The following is a 19,522-nucleotide window of genomic DNA, read 5'->3' on the forward strand; positions in this document are numbered from 1 at the left end:
CCCGGCCGACGGCATCCCATGGCGACCCTCCCGATCCTGATCGCACCCGACCCGCTCCTCAAGCGGAAGGCACAGCCCGTGGAGCGGGTGGACGAGCATGTCCGCAAGCTGATGGAGGACATGCTCGAGACGATGTACGCGGCGCCGGGGATCGGCCTCGCCGCCCCTCAGGTCGGCGTGCTCGATCGCATCATCGTCGTGGACGTCGCCGACAAGGGCGAGCCGCCGGCGCCGCTGCGCCTCGCCAACCCGGAAATCCTCTGGTTCTCGGAGGAACTGGCCCAGTCCAACGAGGGCTGCCTGTCCCTGCCCGAGCACTACGCCGACGTCGTCCGGCCGCGCGCCGTCCGCGTGCGCTATCTCGACGAGACCGGCGAGAGCCGCGAGATCGAGGCGGATGGCCTGCTCGCGACCTGCCTGCAGCACGAGATCGACCATCTCGACGGCGTGCTGTTCGTGGACCACCTGTCGATGCTCAAGCGCAACATGATCATGCGCAAGCTCCAGAAGCAGAAGAAGGTCAATGCCTGACCGCGGCGCCGGACGCCGCGTCGCCACCTCGCCGCAGCACGAGCGGATCTTCTCGGTCCCCCGCTATTACGACGTCGCCTTCGGCTACCGCGACTTCGTCGCCGAATGCGACTTCCTGTGCGAGACGGCCGCCCGCAGGCTGGGCCGCGCGCCCACCTCGGCGGTGGAACTCGCCGCCGGCCCCGCCAACCATGCGGTCGAGCTGGCGCGTCGCGGGATCGCCGCCCATGCGCTCGACCGCGAGCCGGAGATGGTCCGCTACGGCTGCGACAAGGCCGCGGCGGCCGGCGTCGCGCTCGACTACCGCCTGGGAGACATCACCGGGCTGGCGCCCTGGTCCGGGATCGACGTCGCGCTGCTGCTGCTGGGATCGGCCGGCAGCCTGCTGACGCTCGACGACGGCCTCGCCTGCCTGACGGCGACGGCCGCCTCCCTCGCTCCCGACGGCCTGCTGTTCCTGGAGCTGCCGCATCCCCGCAGCCTGTTCGGCGACGACGAGGGCACGGAAGCCGGCTGGGAAGTGACCGGAGACGGCCTGCGGGTGCGCGTGCGCTGGGGCGCCGAGGACGACCGCTTCGACCCCGTCGGCCAGGTCGGCGAGGTCACGACGACCTTGACGGTGTGGGACCAGGGCCGCAAGAAGGTGATCCGCGACCGCGCGCTGCAGCGGCGCTGGACCGCCCAGGACCTGATCGCCCTCGCCCGGCTGAGCGGACGCTTCGAGATCGTCGCCTGGTACGGCGCCCTCGACGCCGCGATCCCGATCGACGACGCGGAGCAGGCCTGGCGCATGGTCCTGGCGATGCAGCGCACCGCGCCGCCCCGATGACCGGCCCGAGATGACCTGCCCGAGATGAGCCGCCCGACATGACCCGCCTGCGCCTTGCCTATATGGGCACGCCCGACTTCGCGGTCCCCGGCCTCGCCGCCCTGGTCGAGGCGGGGCACGAGGTCGCCTGCGTCTACAGCCAGCCGCCGCGGCCGGCCGGGCGCGGCCACCGGGTCCAGCCCTCGCCGGTCCACCGCTTCGCCGAGGCCCGCGGCATTCCCGTCCGCACGCCGCGCACCCTGCGCGCGCCGGAAGAGCAGGAGGCGTTCCGCGCGCTCGGCCTCGACGTCGCGGTGGTCGCCGCCTACGGGCTGATCCTGCCGAAGCCGATCCTGGAAGCACCCCGTCTCGGCTGCGTCAACGTCCACGGCTCGCTTCTGCCCCGCTGGCGCGGCGCCGCGCCGATCCAGCGCGCGATCCTCGAAGGCGACGAGGAGACCGGGATCACGATCATGCAGATGGACGAAGGGCTAGACACCGGCGCGATGCTGCTCCGCGAAGCGGTGCCGATCGGCCCCCGGACAACGGCGTCCGACCTGCACGACGTCCTCGCCGACCTGGGAGCGGAGCTGGTGGTGCGCGCCCTCGACGGGCTCGCCGCCGGCACCCTGCCGGCGGTCCCCCAACCCGCCGACGGGGTCACCTACGCGGCCAAGCTGAACCGGGACGAAGGGCGGATCGACTGGACACGCCCCATGGCCGCGATCGACCGCCAAGTCCGCGCCCTCGACCCCTGGCCGGGCGTCTGGTTCGAGGCGGGCGGCGAGCGGGTCAAGGTCCTGGCCGTGGAGCCGGTGCCCGACGCCCCGCGCGCCCGGCCGGGCACCGTCCTCGACGACCGGCTGACGATCGCCTGCGGCGACGGCGCGGTGCGCGCGGTGCGGGTCCAGCGCGCCGGCAAGGCGCCGGTCGACGGCGCCGCGTTCCTGCGCGGCTTCCGGCTTCCGGAAGGCGGCGTGCTGGCGTCGCCATGACGCGCTGGAAGCTTCTGGTCGAATACGACGGCCGGCCCTATGTCGGATGGCAGCGGCAGGACAACGGACCGTCGGTCCAGCAGGCGATCGAGGACGCGATCGCCCGGTTCTCGGGCACGGCGGTGACGCTGCATGCGGCCGGGCGCACCGATGCCGGCGTCCACGCCTATGGCCAGACCGCTCATTTCGATATCGAAAAGGATGTGACCGCGCGCGCGGTGCGCGACGCGATCAATCAGCACCTGCGGCCGCAGCCGATCGCCGTGCTGACGGCCGAGCCGGTCGGGCCGGAGTTCCACGCGCGCCTGTCGGCCCGCCAGCGCGGCTATCTCTACCGCGTCGTCAACCGGCGGGCCCCGCTGGCGCTCGGGCAGGGGCGCGCCTGGCACATGCACCGCCCGCTCGACGCGGACGCGATGCACGCGGCGGCGCAGGTCCTGGTCGGCCATCACGACTTCACGTCGTTCCGCGCCAGCCAGTGCCAAGCGAAGTCGCCGCTGAAGACCCTGGACCGGCTGGACGTCCTGCGGGACGGAGAGGAGATCCGGATCGTCGCCCGCGCGCGCTCCTTCCTGCACCACCAGGTCCGCAACATGGTCGGCACGCTGGCCCTGGTCGGCGAGGGCAAGTGGACGGCGGACCGGCTGCGCGCCGCCCTCGACGCCCGGGACCGGTCGGCGGCCGGGCCGACCGCGCCGCCGGACGGGCTCTACTTCACCGACGTCGTGTACTGATCGCCTGCCGCGTGGAACCGCGTCTCAGAGCATGCCGCCGGCGACCGCCTGGATCGTCATCGCCATCGTGAGGGAGAAGGCGACGACCAGCGCCGCGGTGGCACCCGGGACCTCCAGCACGGTACGGGCCACGAACCACTCGTAGGCGAGGACGAACAGTCCCGAGCCGAGCAGCACGCCGCCGCCGACGGGGTCCGGGACCAGCCCGGATTCCGCGAGCGCCGACGCCGGCAGGAACACCACCGACTGGACGATCTGCGACCAGTTGTGGGCGGTGACGAAGACGAAATAGCGGTCGGCGCGCCTGATCAGCCGCGAGATGCCGTGCATCGCCAGCGGGAACACGGTCCAGGCCAGCACGTAGGCGAGACCGGTGACCACCAGGAAGCGTCCCAGGCTCGGTCCGGCCTCGTCGGCGGGGTCGAGGGCCAGCAGCGCCAGGACCAGCCACACCGGGGCGAGCAGCACCGCGACCCGGAACGACCGCAGGGCCGCCTCCGGCGTGCGCTCGAAGAAGACCACGCCTACGGGATCGAAGAGGGCCAGCCGCCACGCGCCGTAGATGGCGTTGGCGGCCTCGCGCAGGTCGATGCTCACTCCGGTCCCGCCTTCGTGCCGACGAAGACCGCGCGCAGAACCTCCGCGTAGATGTCGGCCAGCCGCTCCAGGTCCGCGACGGCCACGTGCTCGTCCACCTTGTGCATGGTCCGGCCGACCGCCCCGAACTCGACCACGGGGCAGTGGGCCCGGATGAAGCGGGCGTCGGAGGTGCCGCCGGTGGTGCTGAGCTCCGGCCGGCGTCCGGTCACGCGCTCGACCGCGCCGGCGACGACGTCGCTCAAGGGGCCGGGCTCGGTGATGAACGCCTCGCCCGAGACGCGGAAGCTCAGCTCGTGGGCGCCGCCCACCCGCTCGCACACCGCGCGGACCCAGTCCATCAGCGCCTGCGAGTCGTGGAGGTCGTTGAAGCGGATGTTGAAGCTGGCCCGGCCCACGGCCGGGATCACGTTGACGGCGGGATTGCCGACGTCGATCGTCGTGATCTGCAGCGAGGACGGGGGGAAGTGCCTGCTGCCCTCGTCGAGCGGCCGCTCGGTCAGCCCGGCCAGCATGCGCACGAGGCGCGGGAGCGGGTTGTCGGCGAGGTGGGGATAGGCGACATGGCCCTGCGCGCCGCGGACCGCGAGATGGCCGGTCAGGCTGCCCCGCCGGCCGATCTTCATCATGTCGCCCAGCACGGCCACGTTGGTCGGCTCGCCGACCAGACAGGCGTCGATCCTCTCGCCGCGTTCGGCCAGCCAGTCCAGCACCTTGCGCGTGCCGTTGATCGCCATCCCCTCCTCGTCGCCGGTGATCAGCAGGCTGATCGAGCCGGAGGGCCGGCCGTGGAGCGCCAGATGGCGGGCGATCGCCGCGACGAAGGCGGCGATCGCCCCCTTCATGTCGGTCGCGCCCCGGCCGAGCAGCAGGCCGTCCCGGACGGTCCCGGCGAAGGGATCGAAGGACCAGGCCGAGGGGTCGCCGGGCGGGACGACGTCGGTGTGGCCGGCGAAGCAGAAGTTCGGCGCGCCGCTGCCCAGCCGGGCGTAGAGGTTGTCGACCGGGTCGGTCCCCGCCTCCTCGAAGCGCAGCCGATGGCAGGCGAAGCCCAGATCCTCGAGCGCGCGGGCCAGCACGCCGATGGCCCCGGCGTCGCCCGGGGTCACGCTCGGACAGCGGATCAGCTCGCCCGCCAGCGCGACCGCGTCCGTACCCATGTCCCGAGTCCTCAATCCCGCAGCAGGTCGTTGATCGAGGTCTTGGCGCGGGTCCTCTCGTCGACGCGCTTCACGATCACGGCGCAGTAGAGCCCGGGGCCCTGGCTGCCGTCGGGCAGCGGCCGGCCGGGCATGGTCCCCGGGACCACGACCGAATAGGCCGGGACGCGCCCGATGAAGACCTCGCCGGTCATGCGGTCGACGATCTTGGTCGAGGCGCCGAGATAGACGCCCATGGAGAGCACCGAGCCCTCCTCCACGACGACCCCCTCGGCGACTTCCGAACGCGCGCCGATGAAGCAGTTGTCCTCGATGATCACGGGATTGGCCTGCAGCGGCTCCAGGACGCCGCCGATCCCGGCGCCGCCGGAGATGTGCACGTTGCGGCCGATCTGGGCGCAGGAGCCGACGGTGGCCCAGGTGTCGACCATGGTCCCCCGCTCGACCCGGGCGCCGACGTTGACGAAGCTCGGCATCAGCACGACGCCGGGGGCGATGAAGGCCGAGCGGCGGACGACGCAGTTCGGCACCGCGCGGAAGCCGGCGGCGCGAAAGCGCGCGTCGTCCCAGCCCGCGAACTTGGACGGCACCTTGTCGAACCAGGAGGCGCCGCCGAAGGCCGGGTCGTCCGGCCCGCCAGGCATCAGCGCGTTGTCGTAGAGGCGGAACGACAGCAGCACCGCCTTCTTGAGCCACTGGTGGACCCGCCAGGCGCCGTCGACCTTCTCGGCGACGCGCAGCGAGCCGTCGTCGAGACCGGCGAGCGCCTTCTCGACCGCATCGCGCACGGGGCCGGCGGTAGCCGGAGAAAGCCCGTCGCGGGCTTCCCAGGCGGCATCGATCGCGGACTGGAGGTCGGAGGTCATGGTCTGGCGCCGTCGCAGGGGGTGGCAGGAAGCCCGCCGAACATGTCGGGCCGAGGGGAGGCTGTCAACTGTCGGACTGCAACCCGCCGGCCAAGGCCGACAGCCAGGCGACGAGGTCGTCCGTGACATGGTGGATGTGCCGGCCGGCCCCCACCCCGCCACGGTCGGGGCGCGCCCAGTCGGCCTCGCTCGCGACCCACACGGTGGTCATCCCCAGCGCCGCGGCGGGCACCAGGTTGCGGGCGATGTCCTCGACCATCACCGCCTCGGCCGGGTCGACGCCGAAGCGCGCCACCATGTCGCGGTAGGGACGCGGGTCCGGCTTCGGGACGTAGCCGGCGGCGACGATGTCGAAGATCGCCTCGAAGCGGTCCCGGCAGCCCAGCCGGTCCAGCACGTTGTGCGCATGCGCGACCGAGCCGTTGGTGTAGATCAGCCTGCGGCCGGGCAGCCGCGACAGCGAAAGAGCGAGGTCCGGCGTCGGGTCGACCGGCGAGACGTCGATGTCGTGGACGTAGTCGAGGAACGCGACCGGATCGACGTCGTGCTCGGTCATCAGGCCACGCAGCGTCGTGCCGTGGCTCTGGAAGAGGTGCTTCTGCATTGCGCGCGCCTCCTCCCAGGGCAGGTCGAACCGGGCCGAGATGAACTCGGTCATGCGCCGGGACACCTGGGTGAACAGGTCGCACGCCGCGGGATAGAGCGTGTTGTCGAGGTCGAAGATCCAGACCCGGACATGCGAGAAGGCCGCCGGGTCCGGGGTTCTCGTCGAGGGGGGAAGTACCGTCATGCCGGGAAGGATGGAGCGCGCACGCGCCGGGGGCAAGGCCCGAACCGCGGGACGGGCCGCCCGCCCTGGCATCGCCGCATTCGCCTCGCCATATGGAACGGCCCACCATGTTCGGACGAGGAACGGCTTCATGCGCAACGCGCTTTTCGGATGGCTGGTCGGATTGCTGGGGCTGGCGGCCGCCGCGACCGGCGGAGCGGCGATGGCGGACCCGGCGGCCGAGGCGATGATCGGCGAGACCTTCGTCGCGGCGCGCACCGCGCTCCAGGACCGGGACGGCGCGGCGGCGGTCGCGACGCTGTCGCGCGCGACGCGCGAGCGGGTCGATGACATCCGCGCCGCGGCGCTGGCGGGGACGCGCGCCGCACTCGCTCCCCTCTCGCCGGCCGAACGGTTCGCGGCGCTCGGCCTGCGCCACCACATGACGCCGGCCGAAATCCGTGGGCGCGACGCCGCCGGTCTGGCCGAGCACGCGCTCGCCCAGGGCTGGCTCGGCCCGAACATCATCAGTCAGGCGGGGCTGGGCCGGGTCTCGGTGAGGGGCGACCGGGCAACCGGCACGCTGGTGGTCGACGGCCAGCCGGTGCTGATCCCGGCCGGCTTCGTGCGCGAGGACGGCGCGTGGAGGATCGATCTCGACCAGACGCTCGCGGTGGCCGACGCGCTGATCGGCACCACGGCGGCGCTGTCGAAGAAGACCGAGGACGAGGTCGTCTCGGAGCTGCTGCTCCGGCTGTCCGGGCGGCCGGTGGCGCCGCTGCGGTAAAGCGGGGTCGGAGCGGCCGAATCGGGAGCGGCTACTCCCGGCTGATCATCGTGCCGACGCCGCCCTCGGTGAAGATCTCGAGCAGCAGCGCGTGGGGGACGCGGCCGTCGAGGATGACGGCCGCGTCCACGCCCTGCTCGACCGAAGATATGCAGGTCTCGATCTTCGGGATCATGCCGCCGGTGATCGTGCCGTCGCCCATGCAGCGCCGGGCGTCGTCGAGCGACAGGTGCGGGATCAGCGTCTTCTGCTTGTCGAGCACGCCCGGCACGTCGGTCAGCAGGAAGAAGCGCGCGGCCCCCAGCGCCCCGGCGATGGCGCCGGCCGCCGTATCCGCGTTGATGTTGTAGGTCTCGCCGCTGCGCCCCAGCCCGATCGGGGCGATCACCGGGATCACCTCGCTGTCCTCGAACATCTCGATGATCTCGGGATTGATCTGGTAGGGCTCCCCGACGAAGCCGAGGTCCAGGATCTTCTCGATGTTGCTGTCGGGGTCGCGCGTGGTCCGGCGCAGCCGGCGGGCGATGATCAGGTGGCCGTCCTTGCCGGACAGCCCGACCGCGGTGCCGCCCTGGTTGTTGATGGCGGTCACGATCTGCTTGTTGATCGATCCCGACAGCACCATCTCGACGACCTCGACCGTGTGCTTGTCGGTGACCCTGAGGCCGTCGATGAAGCTGCTCTGGATCTTGAGCCGGTCGAGCATCTGGCCGATCTGCGGGCCGCCGCCATGCACGACGACGGGATTGATCCCGACCTGCTTCAGCAGGACGACGTCCTGCGCGAACAGGTCCGCCAGGCGCTCGTCGCCCATGGCGTGGCCGCCGTACTTCACGACGAAGGTCTTGCCGGCGTGCCGGCGCATGTAGGGCAGCGCCTCGGACAGGATCCGGGCCTTGGCCAGCAGTTCTTCCTGGGACACGGTGGGGGATTCGCCTGTGGAGTCCGACATGGGCCGGGACTCTAATCGAAAGGCAACCTGCGATCTAGTGCGTGTTGACGGGCTGCCGCCGGTCGGCCGTGACGAAACGGCCGCCCGGCACCAGCACGCGCGTCCGGTGCCCGCGCTCCGCCGGAAGCTCCTCCACCTCGGCCTCGATCTGGCTCGCCAGAGCCTGGACGAGCATGGTGCCGATGCCGCCGGTCTCCTGGCCGCCCCGCATCCCGATCCCGTCGTCCGCGACCGTGAGCGCGACCCGCCCGTCCTCCATGGGCGCCAGCCGGATCGAGAGGCGCCCGCCGCGGCCTTCGGGGAAGGCGTGCTTGAGGCTGTTGGAGATCAGCTCGTTCGCGACCAGGCCGAGCGGGATGGCGGTGTCGAGGTCGCAGGCGAGCGGCGCCACCGCCAGGTCGAGGACGATCCGCTCGGGATCGCCGTCCATCGCGAGCAGGCCCAGCGCCAGCTCGGGAAGCTGGCGGCCCAGGTCGATATGGGCGAAGTCGTTCGAGGAGTAGAGCTGCTGGTGGATGCGCCCCATCACGACGATGCGCGAGCTGATCGCCTCGATCCGGGCGCGCATCGCGGGGTCGCGCAGCTGGAGGGCTTCGAGCTGGAGCAGGCTCCACAGGCCCTGGAGATTGTTCTTCACCCGGTGGTGGACCTCGCGCAGCAGCGTCTCCTTCTCGGCCAGGGAGGCGCGCAGGCGGTCCTCGGCGAGCCTGCGGTCCGTGACGTCCATCATGGTGCCGACCAGCCGCACGGGCCGGCGCTGCCCACCCTCGCCCTCGAAGAAGGCCAGCCCCTGGGCGGCGATCCAGCGCATGCCGTCGCCCGGCAGGCGGACCCGGAACTCGACCGCGTAGTCGCCGCCGCTGCCGGGATCGGTCGCGGCCTGGATCGCGTCGTCCACGATCCCGGCGTCGTCGGGGTGCAGGCGGGACCGGAACAGCGGGTCCGTGACCTCGACGCCCGGCGGCAGCCCGAACAGCGCCTTGGCGCGCTCCGACCAGGTGACGCGCGCCGTCGTCAGGTCGATGTCCCACGTGCCGAGGCCGACCCCTTCGGTCGCGATGCGGGCCAGCTCGTTGCTGGCCGCGACCGCCCGCGTCATGCTGGCCAGCGCCAGCTCCGCCTCGCGCCGGACCGTGATGTCGAGGCAGACGCCGATCAGGCCGGCGAACCGCCCGTCGGCATCGGGATACGGCGTCGCGCGGTTCAGCGTCCAGCGCCAGGCGCCGTCGGCCCGGCGCGTCCGGTACTCGTACTCGTAGGCGGTGCGGCTCCTCACCGCCTCGGTCTCGGCCCGCAGGAGCCCGGCCCTGTCGTCGGGATGGATCGCCGACATCCACCCGCCCGAGGCCATGGCTTCCTCGGAAAGCCCCGTGAACTCCCGCGAGAGGCGGTTGGTGAATACCGTCAGCCCGCTCGCGTCGGTCATGTAGACCATGGCCGGCAGGGCGTCGGCGAGGCGCCGGAAATGACGCTCCCTCGCCTCCAGCTCCGTCTCGGCGCGCTTGCGGACGGTGATGTCGTTGAACACCGTCAGCAGCGCGACGCCGTCCCCGCACGAGATCCGGTTCGTCGAGATCAGCGCCCAGAGCGGCGTGCCGTCGGTGCGGCGCAGCAGGACCTCGTATCCCTGCACGGCTCCCCGGCTGCGGACCGCCTCCACGAAGCGGTCCCGGTCCTCGCCGTCGCGATAGAAGCGGCGCGCGTCGAGCCGGGCGAGGCCGACGTTCTCGACGCCCACCGCCGTGCGCAGCAGCCCGTTGGCATGGACGATCCTGCCGTTCTCCGGTTCCGTCAGCAGGGCGGGAAGGGGCAGCAGGTCGACGAGGGCGGCAAGCTGCCGCCGCTGGGGTGGCGGCTGCCGCCCACTGGTGGTCAGGCTGCGCACGAGCGCGGCGAAATCCCAGGGACCCGGCCGGGAACCGAGGAAGGCGTCGATGCCGGCATCGAACTCGGCCTCCCGGTCGGCCTCGACGCCGCCGACCGCGACGAGCGTGGCGCCGGCACCCAGCCGGCCGCGCAGATCCCGGACCAGGGCTGGCCGCGGCGCGCCGGGTGCCGGCCCGAGGACAACCAGATCCGGCGCGGCGGCGCCGGCCGCCTCCACCGCCTCCGGCCCGCCGGCGATCCCCGCCAGGGTCGCGCCGGGCACGCCGCCGATCGCGGCGGCGCGACCGGCGCGCTCGGGGCCGGGACATTCGAGGAGCAGGAACCTGGTCCACGACAGCCGGAAATCCGTGCGTATGCGATGAGCCAGTCGTAAACCTTTGCCCCGCCGGCCGGAAGCACCCCAAAGGAGATAGGCTCCTCAGGCCGCCAGCGCGGCCATGCTTCTCAGGCCGCTAGCGCGGCCATGCTTCTCAGGCCGCTAGCGCGGCTATGCTCGCACGCAGCTCGGCGATCCCCATCCCCTTCTCGGCGCTGGTGACGGCGACCTCGGGATGGGCGCCGGGATGCTTCTTCAGCGCGCCCATGGTGGCCTCGACGACGGCGTCGAGTTCCTCGCGCTTCATCTTGTCCGCCTTGGTCAGGACCACCTGGTAGGGCACGGCGGCCTGGTCGAGCATCTTCATCGTCTCGTCGTCGTTGGGCTTGATGCCGTGGCGCGAGTCGACCAGCAGGCACACGCGCCGGAGCGTGACCCTGCCCTTCAGGTAGCTGCGCACCAGCGCCGTCCAGGCCTCGACCTTCGTCTTGGACTCACGCGCATAGCCGTAGCCCGGCATGTCGACCAGGATCAGGCGGCCGCCGAGATTGAAGAAATTGATCTGCTGCGTCCGGCCCGGCGTGTTCGACGTGCGCGCGAGCGTCTTGCGCCCGGTCAGCGCGTTCACCAGGCTCGACTTGCCGACGTTGGAGCGCCCGGCGAAGGCGAGTTCGGGAAGGCTGGCCTCCGGAAGCTCCGACAGCTTGGACGCGCCCCAGACGAAGTCGCAGGCCTGCGCGAACAGGAGCCGCCCGGTCTCGATCGCGTCCGGGTCGGCATCGGCGAGCAGGCTCGGCCTGATCTCTCGGGTCATGGCGCTCGACTCCTGGAAAGACGAGCGCCGCCGGGGGCGTTCCCGGCGGCGAGGTCGTCGAAGAAACGGCGGGCGGCGAGGTCAGGTGACCTTGACCCCCATGCGCCGCATGATCACCCATTGCTGCAGGATCGACAGCGTGTTGTTCCACGCCCAGTAGATCACCAGCCCCGCCGGGAAGCTCGCCAGCATGAAGGTGAAGACGAAAGGCAGGGCCATGAACACGCGCGCCTGGATCGGGTCGGGCGGCGCCGGGTTCAGCTTCTGCTGCAAGTACATCGTGATGCCCATGATGATCGGCCAGACGCCGATCGTCAGCATCGCCGGCGTATCCCAGGGTATCAGCCCGAACAGGTTGAAGACCGAGGTCGGGTCGGGGGCCGACAGGTCCTGGATCCAGCCGAAGAACGGCGCGTGCCGCATCTCGATGGTGACGAACAGCACCTTGTAGAGCGCGAAGAACACCGGGATCTGGATCAAGATCGGCAGGCAGCCGCTGACGGGATTGGCCTTCTCGCGCTTGTAGAGGGCCATGATCTCCTGGCTCATGCGCTCGCGGTCGTTGCCGTAGCGCTCGCGGATCTTGACCATCTCGGGCTGGAGGGCCTTCATCTTGCTCATCGCCCGATAGCTCTTGTTGGCCAGCGGGAAGAAGACGAGCTTGACGAAGACCGTGAACACCAGGATGGCGACGCCGAAATTCCCGAACAGCCGGCCCAGGAAGTCGAGAGCGTAGAAGAACGGCTTAGTCAGGAAGTAGAACCAGCCGAAATCGATGGCACGGTCGAAGTTGGTGATGCCGTACTGCTCGGCATAGGCGTCCAGCAGCCGCACCTGCTTCGCGCCGGCGAAGAGGCGGGTCGTGTACTCGGTCGACCCTCCGGGCGCCACTTCCTTGACGGTCCCCAGCGTGTCGACCTGGTAGCGGTCCTGCCCGTCGCGCGCGCTGCGCAGGAAGCGGGTCTCCACGGCCTCGTCCTGCGGCGGCACCAGCGAGACGAGCCAGTACTTGTCCGTGATGCCGATCCAGCCGCCGACCGTATCGTTCTCGACCGGCGCACCGGTCTCGAGGTCCTCGTAGTCGATCTCCTGCAGCCGGCCGTCGACGACGCCGAGCGGGCCCTCATGCAGGATGTAGTAGCCGGACGTCTCCGGCGTGCCCTGGCGCGACACGAAGCCGTAGGGGAACAGGCGGACGGTCTCGCCGCTCCGGTTGAACACCCGCTGGGTCACCGTGAACATGAAGTTCCGGTCGACCGAGATCGTCTTCTCGAAGACCAGCCCCTGGCCGTTGTCCCAGCGCATGGTGATCGGGCTGTCGGGCGTCAGCGGGCCGCCCTCGACGTTCCAGGCCGTGTCCGGGCCGGGCAGCGGCACGGTCGTGCCCTCGCCGCCGACCCAGCCGAACTCCGCGTAGTAGGGGTTCGGGGCGCGCGGCGGCGACAGCAGGACGATCTCCGGGCTGCCGGGCTCGACCGTGACGTGGTAGTCGGCCAGCGTCAGGTCGTCGATGCGCCCGCCGGTCGCCGAGATCGACCCGTGCAGGCGCGGCGTGTCGATCCGGATCCGGTTCTCCGCGGTCGCCGAGACCACCCCCTCGCGGTCGAGCGGGGCGCCCGGGGCCGCGGCGCCGGGAACCGCGCCGGGCGCGAGCGGCGCACCCGGCTGCGGGAGCGTCTGCTCGGTCGCCTGCTGACGGGCGACCTCGGCCTGCCGCTGCTCCATGCGCGGAATTTCGTACAGGAACTGGAAGCCCAGCAGGATGGCGATCGAGAGCAGGATCGCCAGAAGGAGGTTGCGCTGGTCGGTCATGGGGGTCCCGGTCTTTTAGTCCCTGGCAGCGGGAACGGAGCGTGCGAGACGTCCCATCCCGGCCATCCTGGCGTGGAGCTGGCCGCCGCGGCGGCAATTCATGGCGACATCTAAGGTGCGGCGTCGCCGAATGCACGAAGTTCTTCGCGGCGGCCGGCAGGCCCCCGGCGGTCCCGGTCCGGCCCGGGCGGCACCGGGTCGTATCCCGACCCGCCCCAGGGATGGCACCGGGCGACCCGCGCCACCGCCAGCCCGGTTCCGCGCAGGGCGCCGTGGCGCTCCAGCGCCTCCTTGGCGTAGGCGGAGCAGGTCGGCAGGTAGCGGCAATGCCGGCCCACGAAGGGGGAGAGCGTCCACTGGTACAGCGTGACCAGGAGGTGCAGGCCACGGGCGAGAGGGCTCATGACGCGCTCCCCTCGCGTGCCGCGCCCAGGCGCCTCAGCCCGGTTTCCAGGTCCTGCCTGAGGTCGTCGAAGCCGCGCGACAGCGTCTGCGCGCGGGCGATGACGACGATGTCGTGGCCTGGTGCGGCGAGGACCGGAACGATCTCGCGCACCGCCGCCCGGAGACGCCGGCGCGCCCGGTTCCGCTCGACCGCCCCGCCGACCTTGCGGCTCGCGGTGAAGCCGACGCGAACGGACGGCTCGCCGGCGGCGGGGCGCTGGCGGTCGTCATGGCGTCGTATCTGCAGGATCAATCCGGGGGCGACCCATTTGCGCCGCGCCCCTGCGACGGCAAGGAACTCGGACCGCCGCAGGAGGCGCCCCGGACCGGGTGCACGCTCCACCGGCGGCACTCCGCCTCAGGCGCTCAGGCGCTTGCGGCCCTTCGAGCGCCGCGACGCGACGACCCGGCGCCCACCCGGGGTGGCCATACGGGCGCGGAAGCCATGCCGGCGCTTGCGGACGAGCTTGCTCGGCTGATAGGTGCGTTTCACGACACACTCCAATGGGAACTGAACTCGAATGAACGCGGGTGTATAAGCGCCGGGGCCGCCCGAGTCAATGAAAGCTTCGTCAATGAAAGCTTCGCCGATGAAAGCTTCGCCGATGAAAGCCTCGGGCCGCTTCCCGCATTGCCGCGGGCGCGCGGGGCACGTAGCCTCGCGACAGCAGCGCCCGCCCGCTCCCCGAAGGACCGCATGACACTCCGCGAGGACGACCCGGCGACCCCATCACCCGCGCGCAACCGGTGGCGCCGGTTCCTGCCGCTGCTGGCGCTCGCCGCGGGGCTGGGCCTGTTCTTCGCGCTGCGCCTCGACCGCTACGTCGCCGTCTCCGCCCTGGCCGAGCACCGCGACGCGCTGCTCGCCTTCGTCGAGGACCGGCCGGCCGCCGCGGGCGCCGCGTTCGTCGCCGTCTACGCGCTGGCGGTCGCCTGCTCGATCCCCGGCGCCGTCGTGCTGACGCTGGCGGGCGGCTTCCTGTTCGGCACCTGGCTCGCCACGCTCTACGTGGTCGTCGGCGCCACCCTGGGCGCGGTCGGCGTGTTCCTCGCCGCGCGGACGGCGCTCGGCGACGTGCTGCGCCGGCGCGCCGGGCCCCGCCTCGCCCGGCTGGAGGCGGGCTTCCGCGAGAACGCCTTCTCGTACCTGCTGTTCCTGCGGCTGCTGCCGCTGGCGCCGTTCTGGCTCGTGAACCTGGTGCCGGCCTTCCTGGGCGTGCCGCTGCGCGTCTTCGTGCCGGCGACGCTGATCGGGATCATACCCGCCAGCTTCGTCTACGCCTCGGTCGGCAACGGCCTGGGCGCCGTGTTCGCGGCCGGCGGGACGCCCGGCGCCTCCGTCCTCCTCGGCGCGGACGTGCTGTTGCCGCTGCTGGGCCTCGCGGCGCTGGCGCTGGCGCCCGTCGCGTACCGCAAGCTGAAGGGGAGACCGGCCAGTGGCTGAGATCGCGTGCGACCTCTGCGTCATCGGCGCCGGCTCGGCCGGGCTCTCGGTCGCCGCCGGGGCGGCGCAGATGGGGGCCGACGTGGTGCTGATCGAGCGCGCGGAAATGGGCGGCGACTGTCTCAACGTCGGCTGCGTGCCGTCCAAGAGCCTGCTGGCCGCCGGCCGGGCGGCCCAGGCGGCACGCGATGCCGGACGCTTCGGCGTCGACCTGCCCGAACCGGCGGTCGACTTCGCCCGGGTCCACGACCACGTCCACGCCGTGATCGCCGAGATCGCGCCGAACGATTCGGAGGAACGCTTCGCCGGCCTGGGCGTGCGCGTGCTCCGCGCCGATGCCCGCTTCACCGGGCCGCGCACCGTCGAGACCGGGAACGGGCGGGAAGGCACCACCGTCGCAGCGCGGCGCTTCGTCGTCGCGACCGGCAGCCGGCCCGCGGTCCCGCCCATCCCCGGCCTCGACGACGTCCCCTTCCACACCAACGAGACCGTGTTCGGGCGCCGGTCGGCGCCCGGCCATCTCCTGGTGATCGGCGGCGGCCCGATCGGGCTCGAGATGGCGCAGGCCCATCGGCGCCTCGGCGCCGCGGTCACGGTGGTGGAGGCGGCCACGATCCTGCCGCGCGACGACCGGGAACTGGTCGCGGTGCTGCGCGGCCGGCTGCAGGCCGAGGGCATCCGCCTGCTGGAGGGGACCGAGGTTGTCCGGGCCGAGCGGGCCGGCGGCGGGGTGGCGCTGACGCTTGGCGACGGCGAGCGCGTCGAAGGCACCGACCTGCTGGTCGCGGCCGGCCGGCGCCCCAACGTCGAGGGGCTCGGCCTCGACGAGGCGGGGATCGAGTGGTCGCCCCGCGGCATCCGGGTCGACGCGCGCCTGCGCACGACCAATCGCCGGGTCTTCGCCGCGGGCGACGTCGCCGGAGGGCCGCAGTTCACCCATGCCGCCGGCTACCAGGCGGGAATCGTGATCCGCAACGCGCTGTTCCGGATGCCGGCCCGGGCCGACTACCGGGCGCTGCCCCGGGTCACCTATTGCGACCCCGAGCTGGCCCAGGTCGGGATGACCGAGGAGCAGGCGCGCGAGGATGCCGGCGAGATACGCGTCCTGCGCTGGCCCTTCGCCGACAACGACCGGGCCCACGCCGAGCGCCTGACCGAGGGAATGGTCAAGGCCGTGGTGACGCCGCGCGGCAAGATACTGGGTGCGACCATCCTCGGCCCCCATGCGGGCGAGCTGATCCAGGTATGGTGCCTCGCGCTGTCCCAGGGCCTGAAGGTGGGCGCGCTCGCGACGATGATCGCCCCCTACCCGACCCTGGGCGAGGCGAGCAAGCGCGCGGCGGGCAGCTTCTACGCGCCGACGCTGTTCGGCCCGCGCACGCGCCGGCTCGTGCGGTTCCTGGCCCGGTTCGGCTGAGCGCCGCCCGCGGCCGGCCCTGCGCGGATTGCCGCAACGGATGCGGGAGATTGCGCGAAAGGGCGCTTTTACCTATGAATGCCCGGATCATGATCGGGGGGCGGCATCGTGGACAACCTGGGTAAGTGGATCATCGGCGGCGTGATGGGCGTCCTGGCCCTGCTCGGCCTGTACCTGGCGTCCCATGCGGTGGACCAGGTCTTCTACTGGTTCGGCCTCGGGCTCACGCTGTTCGCGCTGCTGTTCGCCTTCGGCCTGATGAAGCGGGCCTTCGACGAAGCCGACGCGAAGCGGGCCGAGGACCTGGAGCACCGGGCGGACTGACGCCGGCCCGCCTCTCCCGGGCGAGGCTTCAGCCGCGCGCCCAGAAGGGCTCGGACGCGACGAAGCTTTCCCAACGCGAGGCGATCCGCGGCTCCAGCTCGGCGACGCCGCGGCCATGCCAGCCGACGACGATGCCGGCGCCGTCCGGCGCCATGCCGCCCCCCTCCGGCGCCACGCCGTCGAGCAGGCGGGCGGCGGTCACGACGTCGTTGAGATGCCCGAGCGCGGACTGGAGCGCGGACAGCTGCTTCCAGAAGCGCGCCACGGGCTTCGGCTCGTACAGCGACTGGAAGAACTCGCAGGCGTAGCGCAACTTCTTGAGCGCGATGCGCAGCTCGTGCCGGCCTTCGGCATCGAGCTTGCGGAAGCCCCGGCCACGGCGGAGCGCCTGCCGATGCCGCTTGTCCAGGAGCGCGCCGGCGAAGTCCTCTATCGGCGCGAACAGGTCGGCCGCGGCTTCCGAGACGTCCTGGCGGCGCCATTCCCGCGCCTCGATCCAGGCTCCCATGCGCAGCGCCAGCACGGCGCGGCGGCGCGACAGGAGGGCGTCGCGCGCGCGGCGGCCGGCGGCGTCGCGCGCCTGCTCGGCGACGATGCGCAGCCCGGCCATCTTCGCGCCGCCGATGCCGGCCTCCTCGACCGGGGGCAGCAGCTCGCCCAGGAACACGTCCCAGTCCCGCACCGGCCCGAGTTCCCCGGCGAGCCACCGGACCTCGCCCACGAACCAGGCGTGCTGGTCTTCCGGCAGCAGCGAACGGAACAGCGTCAGGGCCGAACGCATGCGGCGCAGTGCTACGCGCGTCTGGTGGATGCCCTCGGGCGTCCCTTCCAGGGCGGCCCCCTCGTTGGCGCCGAGATGCTCGATGCAGCAGCGGAGGATCTCCTCCAGTGCCCGCTCGACCGTCCAGTCGCCCGAAATCCCGACCGGCGCCGCCTTGGCCGCGGCCGGCGGCGTGCGGGAAGCGAGCGCGGAGCCGCGATCGGACTTGCTGCGGGTCTCGAGGCGTACCGGCACCGACTCGGCCAACCGGAGCGCCAGCTCGAACAGCGTCCGCCGCTCGCCCCGCTTCAGCTCGAGCTCGATCTCGCATACCGGGAGCACCGCCCCCTCGGACGTCCGGATCTCGCCCCGGTCGATCGCCACCTCGATCGCCGTCCCGTCGCCGTTGCCGCCGGTCACGATCCGGACGTCGCGTTCGATGTGGCTCGCGAACAGCGGCCTCAGCTCCTCGACGGCGAGGAGGCCCAGATGGTCGCGGGCGGGCCCGTCGCCGAAGCGCGCAAGGTCCGGTTCGCCCCCGGCCACCCGGACTTCCCATTCGCCGCGGCTCAACAGCCCGCCGGCGCGCTCGCGCGCGGCCTTGACGGTCTGGACGTAGTGCGACCCCTGCCGGCGTACCCGGAGCGTGACGTCCCGGGCGCGCAGCCGCCGGTCCTCGGTGTCGAAATAGACGCTTTCGAGACGCTTGCGGGTGCTGCGGCCGCTCCCGAGTTCCGCGAGGCTTTCGATGCGGGGCAGATCCGACGGGTCGACCGCGAGCTTCAGCTCGATCTCGCTATCGGACATGTCGGGACCTCGCTCCGTCGCATTCGAGAAAAGTACAAGATGCCGCCTGCGGCCGCAACGCGATCAACCCGGTTGCAGTCGTATCGTCACACCCCTTTGCGGAAGGTCAGGATCTTCGTCATGAAGGCGAGGTCCACGCCCATGGGCTCCAGCCCGGCGTCGCCGAACACCGGGCCCAGGTCCTGGCGCAGGTAGTCGGCATAGTAGGGTTCGTGGAAGCCGAGCGGGAACAGCTCCAGCAGCCCGTCGAGATGCGGGCTGTCGCCGGGCTGGATACTGTCGGCGAACACCAGCAGGCCGCCGGGCCGCAGCACGCGCGCCATCTCCGCCGCGGCCTCGCGCCGCACGCGCCGCGGCAGCTCGTGGAACAGGTAGATGCAGGTCACGACGTCCTGGGAGGCATCCGCGACCGGCATCGCTTCCGCGGCGGCCTGAAGGAAGCGGACGCCGCGCCATGCCGCCAGGTTGCGGCGCGCCTCGGCGAGGTAGCTGCGGCTCAGGTCGAGCGCGGTCGCGTCGAGGCGGGGATAGTTGTCCTTGACGAAGGTGAGGAAGCGGCCGGTCCCGGCGCCGACGTCGAGCAGGCGCCGCCCCTTGACCCCCCTCTCGCCGAGATGGCGCCAGATCGGCACCAGCGCCTGCCGGCGCATCGCGTCGGCCCCGCCGCCGAACAGCACCTCGACCTGATGGTCGTAGAGCCGGGCCGAGCGCTCGCTGAGATAGCCGTCGGTCTGGAAGTGGAAGTTCTGGAGGTAGTAGGACGGCAGCCCCGAGGCGTCCGGCGGCAGCGACTGCCGGACCTCCGCGCCGGCACCGGTCCGGCGGCGCCGGCGGACCTCCGGCAGGTCCCCGAAGAATCGCAGGGCGTCGGCCAGCGCACGGCCGGGCGGCCCGGCCATGTCGTGCGGCAGGCGGTAGTAGCCGGCCTCGATGTTCGCGAGGTCCCGGCGCATCAGGCGGCGCAGCTCGTCGACCACGCCGCGCGTGTCGGGCAGGGACGAGCGCACCGGGCGGCGCGCCGGCGGCACCGCGGGCCCGCCGATCCTGGCCGCGAGCGCGTACTGCGCGAAGAACCAGGAAACGCGCGCCGTCTGGCTGACGGCGTAGGCGACCCGTCCGGCGGGTCCGATCATGGGCCGGTCTCCTCCTCTGCCTCCACAGAAGGCTGGGTCCGCGTTCCGGCCGGTCAAGTCCTCCTCCACCATCGCGCACCGGACGCCATGATGGCATCACCCCATGCGCCCGCAACCGCCGTTGAAAACTGCACGAACCTGTGATTGGTTGCCGCCGTCCGACTG

21 protein-coding genes are annotated in these 19,522 nt (G+C 72.0%); 8 read left to right on the forward strand and 13 right to left on the reverse strand.

Features of this window, described 5'->3' with window-relative positions:
* The first annotated feature begins 18 nt into the window (after positions 1-18).
* From def to truA, 4 genes are read left to right on the forward strand one after another with little or no spacing between them, the layout of a single operon-like run.
* The gene (def, locus tag VGO20_RS07170; RefSeq protein ID WP_327501628.1) at positions 19-531 is read left to right on the forward strand and encodes a peptide deformylase; all 513 of its coding nucleotides are present in this window, start codon (positions 19-21) and stop codon (positions 529-531) included.
* Entirely contained in the window at positions 524-1,360 is an 837-nt protein-coding gene (locus VGO20_RS07175; RefSeq protein ID WP_327501629.1) for a class I SAM-dependent methyltransferase, read from the forward strand. The genes def and VGO20_RS07175 overlap by 8 nt, the downstream gene beginning before the upstream one ends.
* Before the next feature lie 38 nt (positions 1,361-1,398).
* Complete coding sequence (gene fmt / locus VGO20_RS07180) at positions 1,399-2,334, forward strand: methionyl-tRNA formyltransferase (RefSeq protein ID WP_327501630.1); 936 nt, start codon at positions 1,399-1,401, stop codon at positions 2,332-2,334.
* Positions 2,331-3,068 (forward strand): tRNA pseudouridine(38-40) synthase TruA, encoded by a 738-nt coding sequence (gene truA, locus VGO20_RS07185; protein ID WP_327501631.1) that lies wholly within the window; start codon positions 2,331-2,333, stop codon positions 3,066-3,068. The genes fmt and truA overlap by 4 nt, the downstream gene beginning before the upstream one ends.
* Before the next feature lie 24 nt (positions 3,069-3,092).
* On the opposite strand, the gene VGO20_RS07190 is transcribed toward truA, so the two are convergent.
* The 4 genes from VGO20_RS07190 to VGO20_RS07205 all read right to left on the reverse strand — a co-directional run bounded on the left by VGO20_RS07190 (position 3,093) and on the right by VGO20_RS07205 (position 6,481).
* Positions 3,093-3,665, reverse strand: a complete 573-nt coding sequence (locus tag VGO20_RS07190; RefSeq protein ID WP_327501632.1) for a hypothetical protein — start codon at positions 3,663-3,665, stop codon at positions 3,093-3,095.
* The gene (gene dapE / locus VGO20_RS07195; RefSeq protein WP_327501633.1) at positions 3,662-4,825 is read right to left on the reverse strand and encodes a succinyl-diaminopimelate desuccinylase; all 1,164 of its coding nucleotides are present in this window, start codon (positions 4,823-4,825) and stop codon (positions 3,662-3,664) included. Before dapE ends, VGO20_RS07190 begins: the two co-directional genes overlap by 4 nt.
* Positions 4,826-4,836: 11 nt before the next feature.
* A complete protein-coding gene (gene dapD / locus VGO20_RS07200; RefSeq protein ID WP_327501634.1) occupies positions 4,837-5,691 on the reverse strand; it encodes a 2,3,4,5-tetrahydropyridine-2,6-dicarboxylate N-succinyltransferase in 855 nt (284 codons plus the stop codon).
* 64 nt (positions 5,692-5,755) lie between these two features.
* A complete protein-coding gene (locus VGO20_RS07205; protein ID WP_327501635.1) occupies positions 5,756-6,481 on the reverse strand; it encodes a pyrimidine 5'-nucleotidase in 726 nt (241 codons plus the stop codon).
* Positions 6,482-6,611: 130 nt separating this feature from the next.
* Here VGO20_RS07205 and VGO20_RS07210 point away from each other — a divergent pair, with 130 nt between their 5' ends.
* The gene (locus VGO20_RS07210; protein WP_327501636.1) at positions 6,612-7,247 is read left to right on the forward strand and encodes a hypothetical protein; all 636 of its coding nucleotides are present in this window, start codon (positions 6,612-6,614) and stop codon (positions 7,245-7,247) included.
* Between the two features lie 31 nt (positions 7,248-7,278).
* On the opposite strand, the gene argB is transcribed toward VGO20_RS07210, so the two are convergent.
* The 7 genes from argB to rpmH all read right to left on the reverse strand — a co-directional run bounded on the left by argB (position 7,279) and on the right by rpmH (position 13,965).
* Positions 7,279-8,199: an acetylglutamate kinase gene (gene argB / locus VGO20_RS07215; RefSeq protein WP_327501637.1), complete on the reverse strand. Its 921-nt coding sequence runs from the start codon at positions 8,197-8,199 to the stop codon at positions 7,279-7,281.
* 34 nt (positions 8,200-8,233) lie between these two features.
* Positions 8,234-10,348: a PAS domain-containing protein gene (locus tag VGO20_RS07220; RefSeq protein WP_327501638.1), complete on the reverse strand. Its 2,115-nt coding sequence runs from the start codon at positions 10,346-10,348 to the stop codon at positions 8,234-8,236.
* Positions 10,349-10,556: 208 nt separating this feature from the next.
* Complete coding sequence (yihA, locus tag VGO20_RS07225; RefSeq protein WP_327501639.1) at positions 10,557-11,216, reverse strand: ribosome biogenesis GTP-binding protein YihA/YsxC; 660 nt, start codon at positions 11,214-11,216, stop codon at positions 10,557-10,559.
* An 81-nt stretch (positions 11,217-11,297) separates the two neighbouring features.
* Positions 11,298-13,028 (reverse strand): membrane protein insertase YidC, encoded by a 1,731-nt coding sequence (gene yidC, locus VGO20_RS07230; RefSeq protein ID WP_327501640.1) that lies wholly within the window; start codon positions 13,026-13,028, stop codon positions 11,298-11,300.
* 110 nt (positions 13,029-13,138) lie between these two features.
* Positions 13,139-13,432, reverse strand: a complete 294-nt coding sequence (yidD, locus tag VGO20_RS07235; protein WP_327501641.1) for a membrane protein insertion efficiency factor YidD — start codon at positions 13,430-13,432, stop codon at positions 13,139-13,141.
* A complete protein-coding gene (gene rnpA / locus VGO20_RS07240; protein ID WP_327501642.1) occupies positions 13,429-13,815 on the reverse strand; it encodes a ribonuclease P protein component in 387 nt (128 codons plus the stop codon). Before rnpA ends, yidD begins: the two co-directional genes overlap by 4 nt.
* Before the next feature lie 15 nt (positions 13,816-13,830).
* Positions 13,831-13,965, reverse strand: coding sequence for a 50S ribosomal protein L34 (rpmH, locus tag VGO20_RS07245; protein WP_327501643.1), 135 nt, complete (start codon positions 13,963-13,965; stop codon positions 13,831-13,833).
* Positions 13,966-14,169: 204 nt separating this feature from the next.
* On the opposite strand from rpmH, the gene VGO20_RS07250 reads away from it, so the two are divergent.
* From VGO20_RS07250 to VGO20_RS07260, 3 genes are all read left to right on the forward strand, one after another.
* The gene (locus VGO20_RS07250) at positions 14,170-14,916 is read left to right on the forward strand and encodes a TVP38/TMEM64 family protein (RefSeq protein ID WP_327501644.1); all 747 of its coding nucleotides are present in this window, start codon (positions 14,170-14,172) and stop codon (positions 14,914-14,916) included.
* Positions 14,909-16,333, forward strand: coding sequence for a dihydrolipoyl dehydrogenase family protein (locus tag VGO20_RS07255; RefSeq protein ID WP_327501645.1), 1,425 nt, complete (start codon positions 14,909-14,911; stop codon positions 16,331-16,333). Before VGO20_RS07250 ends, VGO20_RS07255 begins: the two co-directional genes overlap by 8 nt.
* A gap of 108 nt (positions 16,334-16,441) precedes the next feature.
* Positions 16,442-16,657 (forward strand): hypothetical protein, encoded by a 216-nt coding sequence (locus tag VGO20_RS07260; RefSeq protein ID WP_327501646.1) that lies wholly within the window; start codon positions 16,442-16,444, stop codon positions 16,655-16,657.
* Positions 16,658-16,685: 28 nt separating this feature from the next.
* Here VGO20_RS07260 and VGO20_RS07265 read toward each other — a convergent pair whose 3' ends face one another.
* Positions 16,686-18,224, reverse strand: coding sequence for a CYTH and CHAD domain-containing protein (locus tag VGO20_RS07265; RefSeq protein ID WP_327501647.1), 1,539 nt, complete (start codon positions 18,222-18,224; stop codon positions 16,686-16,688).
* A gap of 86 nt (positions 18,225-18,310) precedes the next feature.
* Complete coding sequence (locus tag VGO20_RS07270; RefSeq protein WP_327501648.1) at positions 18,311-19,357, reverse strand: class I SAM-dependent methyltransferase; 1,047 nt, start codon at positions 19,355-19,357, stop codon at positions 18,311-18,313.
* Between the last annotated feature and the right edge of the window lie 165 nt (positions 19,358-19,522).

This window comes from Arenibaculum sp. (genome assembly GCF_035998295.1).
Lineage (GTDB): Bacteria > Pseudomonadota > Alphaproteobacteria > Azospirillales > Azospirillaceae > DASYHS01.

Excerpts from the sequence above, each read along its gene's own strand:
- def (WP_327501628.1), top strand. The coding sequence starts at position 19 with ATGGCGACCCTCCCGATCCTGATCGCACCCGACCCGCTCCTCAAGCGG.
- VGO20_RS07175 (WP_327501629.1), top strand. The coding sequence starts at position 524 with ATGCCTGACCGCGGCGCCGGACGCCGCGTCGCCACCTCGCCGCAGCAC.
- fmt (WP_327501630.1), top strand. The coding sequence starts at position 1,399 with ATGACCCGCCTGCGCCTTGCCTATATGGGCACGCCCGACTTCGCGGTC.
- truA (WP_327501631.1), top strand. The coding sequence starts at position 2,331 with ATGACGCGCTGGAAGCTTCTGGTCGAATACGACGGCCGGCCCTATGTC.
- dapE (WP_327501633.1), bottom strand. The coding sequence starts at position 4,825 with ATGGGTACGGACGCGGTCGCGCTGGCGGGCGAGCTGATCCGCTGTCCG.
- dapD (WP_327501634.1), bottom strand. The coding sequence starts at position 5,691 with ATGACCTCCGACCTCCAGTCCGCGATCGATGCCGCCTGGGAAGCCCGC.
- VGO20_RS07205 (WP_327501635.1), bottom strand. The coding sequence starts at position 6,481 with ATGACGGTACTTCCCCCCTCGACGAGAACCCCGGACCCGGCGGCCTTC.
- VGO20_RS07210 (WP_327501636.1), top strand. The coding sequence starts at position 6,612 with ATGCGCAACGCGCTTTTCGGATGGCTGGTCGGATTGCTGGGGCTGGCG.
- argB (WP_327501637.1), bottom strand. The coding sequence starts at position 8,199 with ATGTCGGACTCCACAGGCGAATCCCCCACCGTGTCCCAGGAAGAACTG.
- yihA (WP_327501639.1), bottom strand. The coding sequence starts at position 11,216 with ATGACCCGAGAGATCAGGCCGAGCCTGCTCGCCGATGCCGACCCGGAC.
- yidC (WP_327501640.1), bottom strand. The coding sequence starts at position 13,028 with ATGACCGACCAGCGCAACCTCCTTCTGGCGATCCTGCTCTCGATCGCC.
- yidD (WP_327501641.1), bottom strand. The coding sequence starts at position 13,432 with ATGAGCCCTCTCGCCCGTGGCCTGCACCTCCTGGTCACGCTGTACCAG.
- VGO20_RS07250 (WP_327501644.1), top strand. The coding sequence starts at position 14,170 with ATGACACTCCGCGAGGACGACCCGGCGACCCCATCACCCGCGCGCAAC.
- VGO20_RS07265 (WP_327501647.1), bottom strand. The coding sequence starts at position 18,224 with ATGTCCGATAGCGAGATCGAGCTGAAGCTCGCGGTCGACCCGTCGGAT.
- VGO20_RS07270 (WP_327501648.1), bottom strand. The coding sequence starts at position 19,357 with ATGATCGGACCCGCCGGACGGGTCGCCTACGCCGTCAGCCAGACGGCG.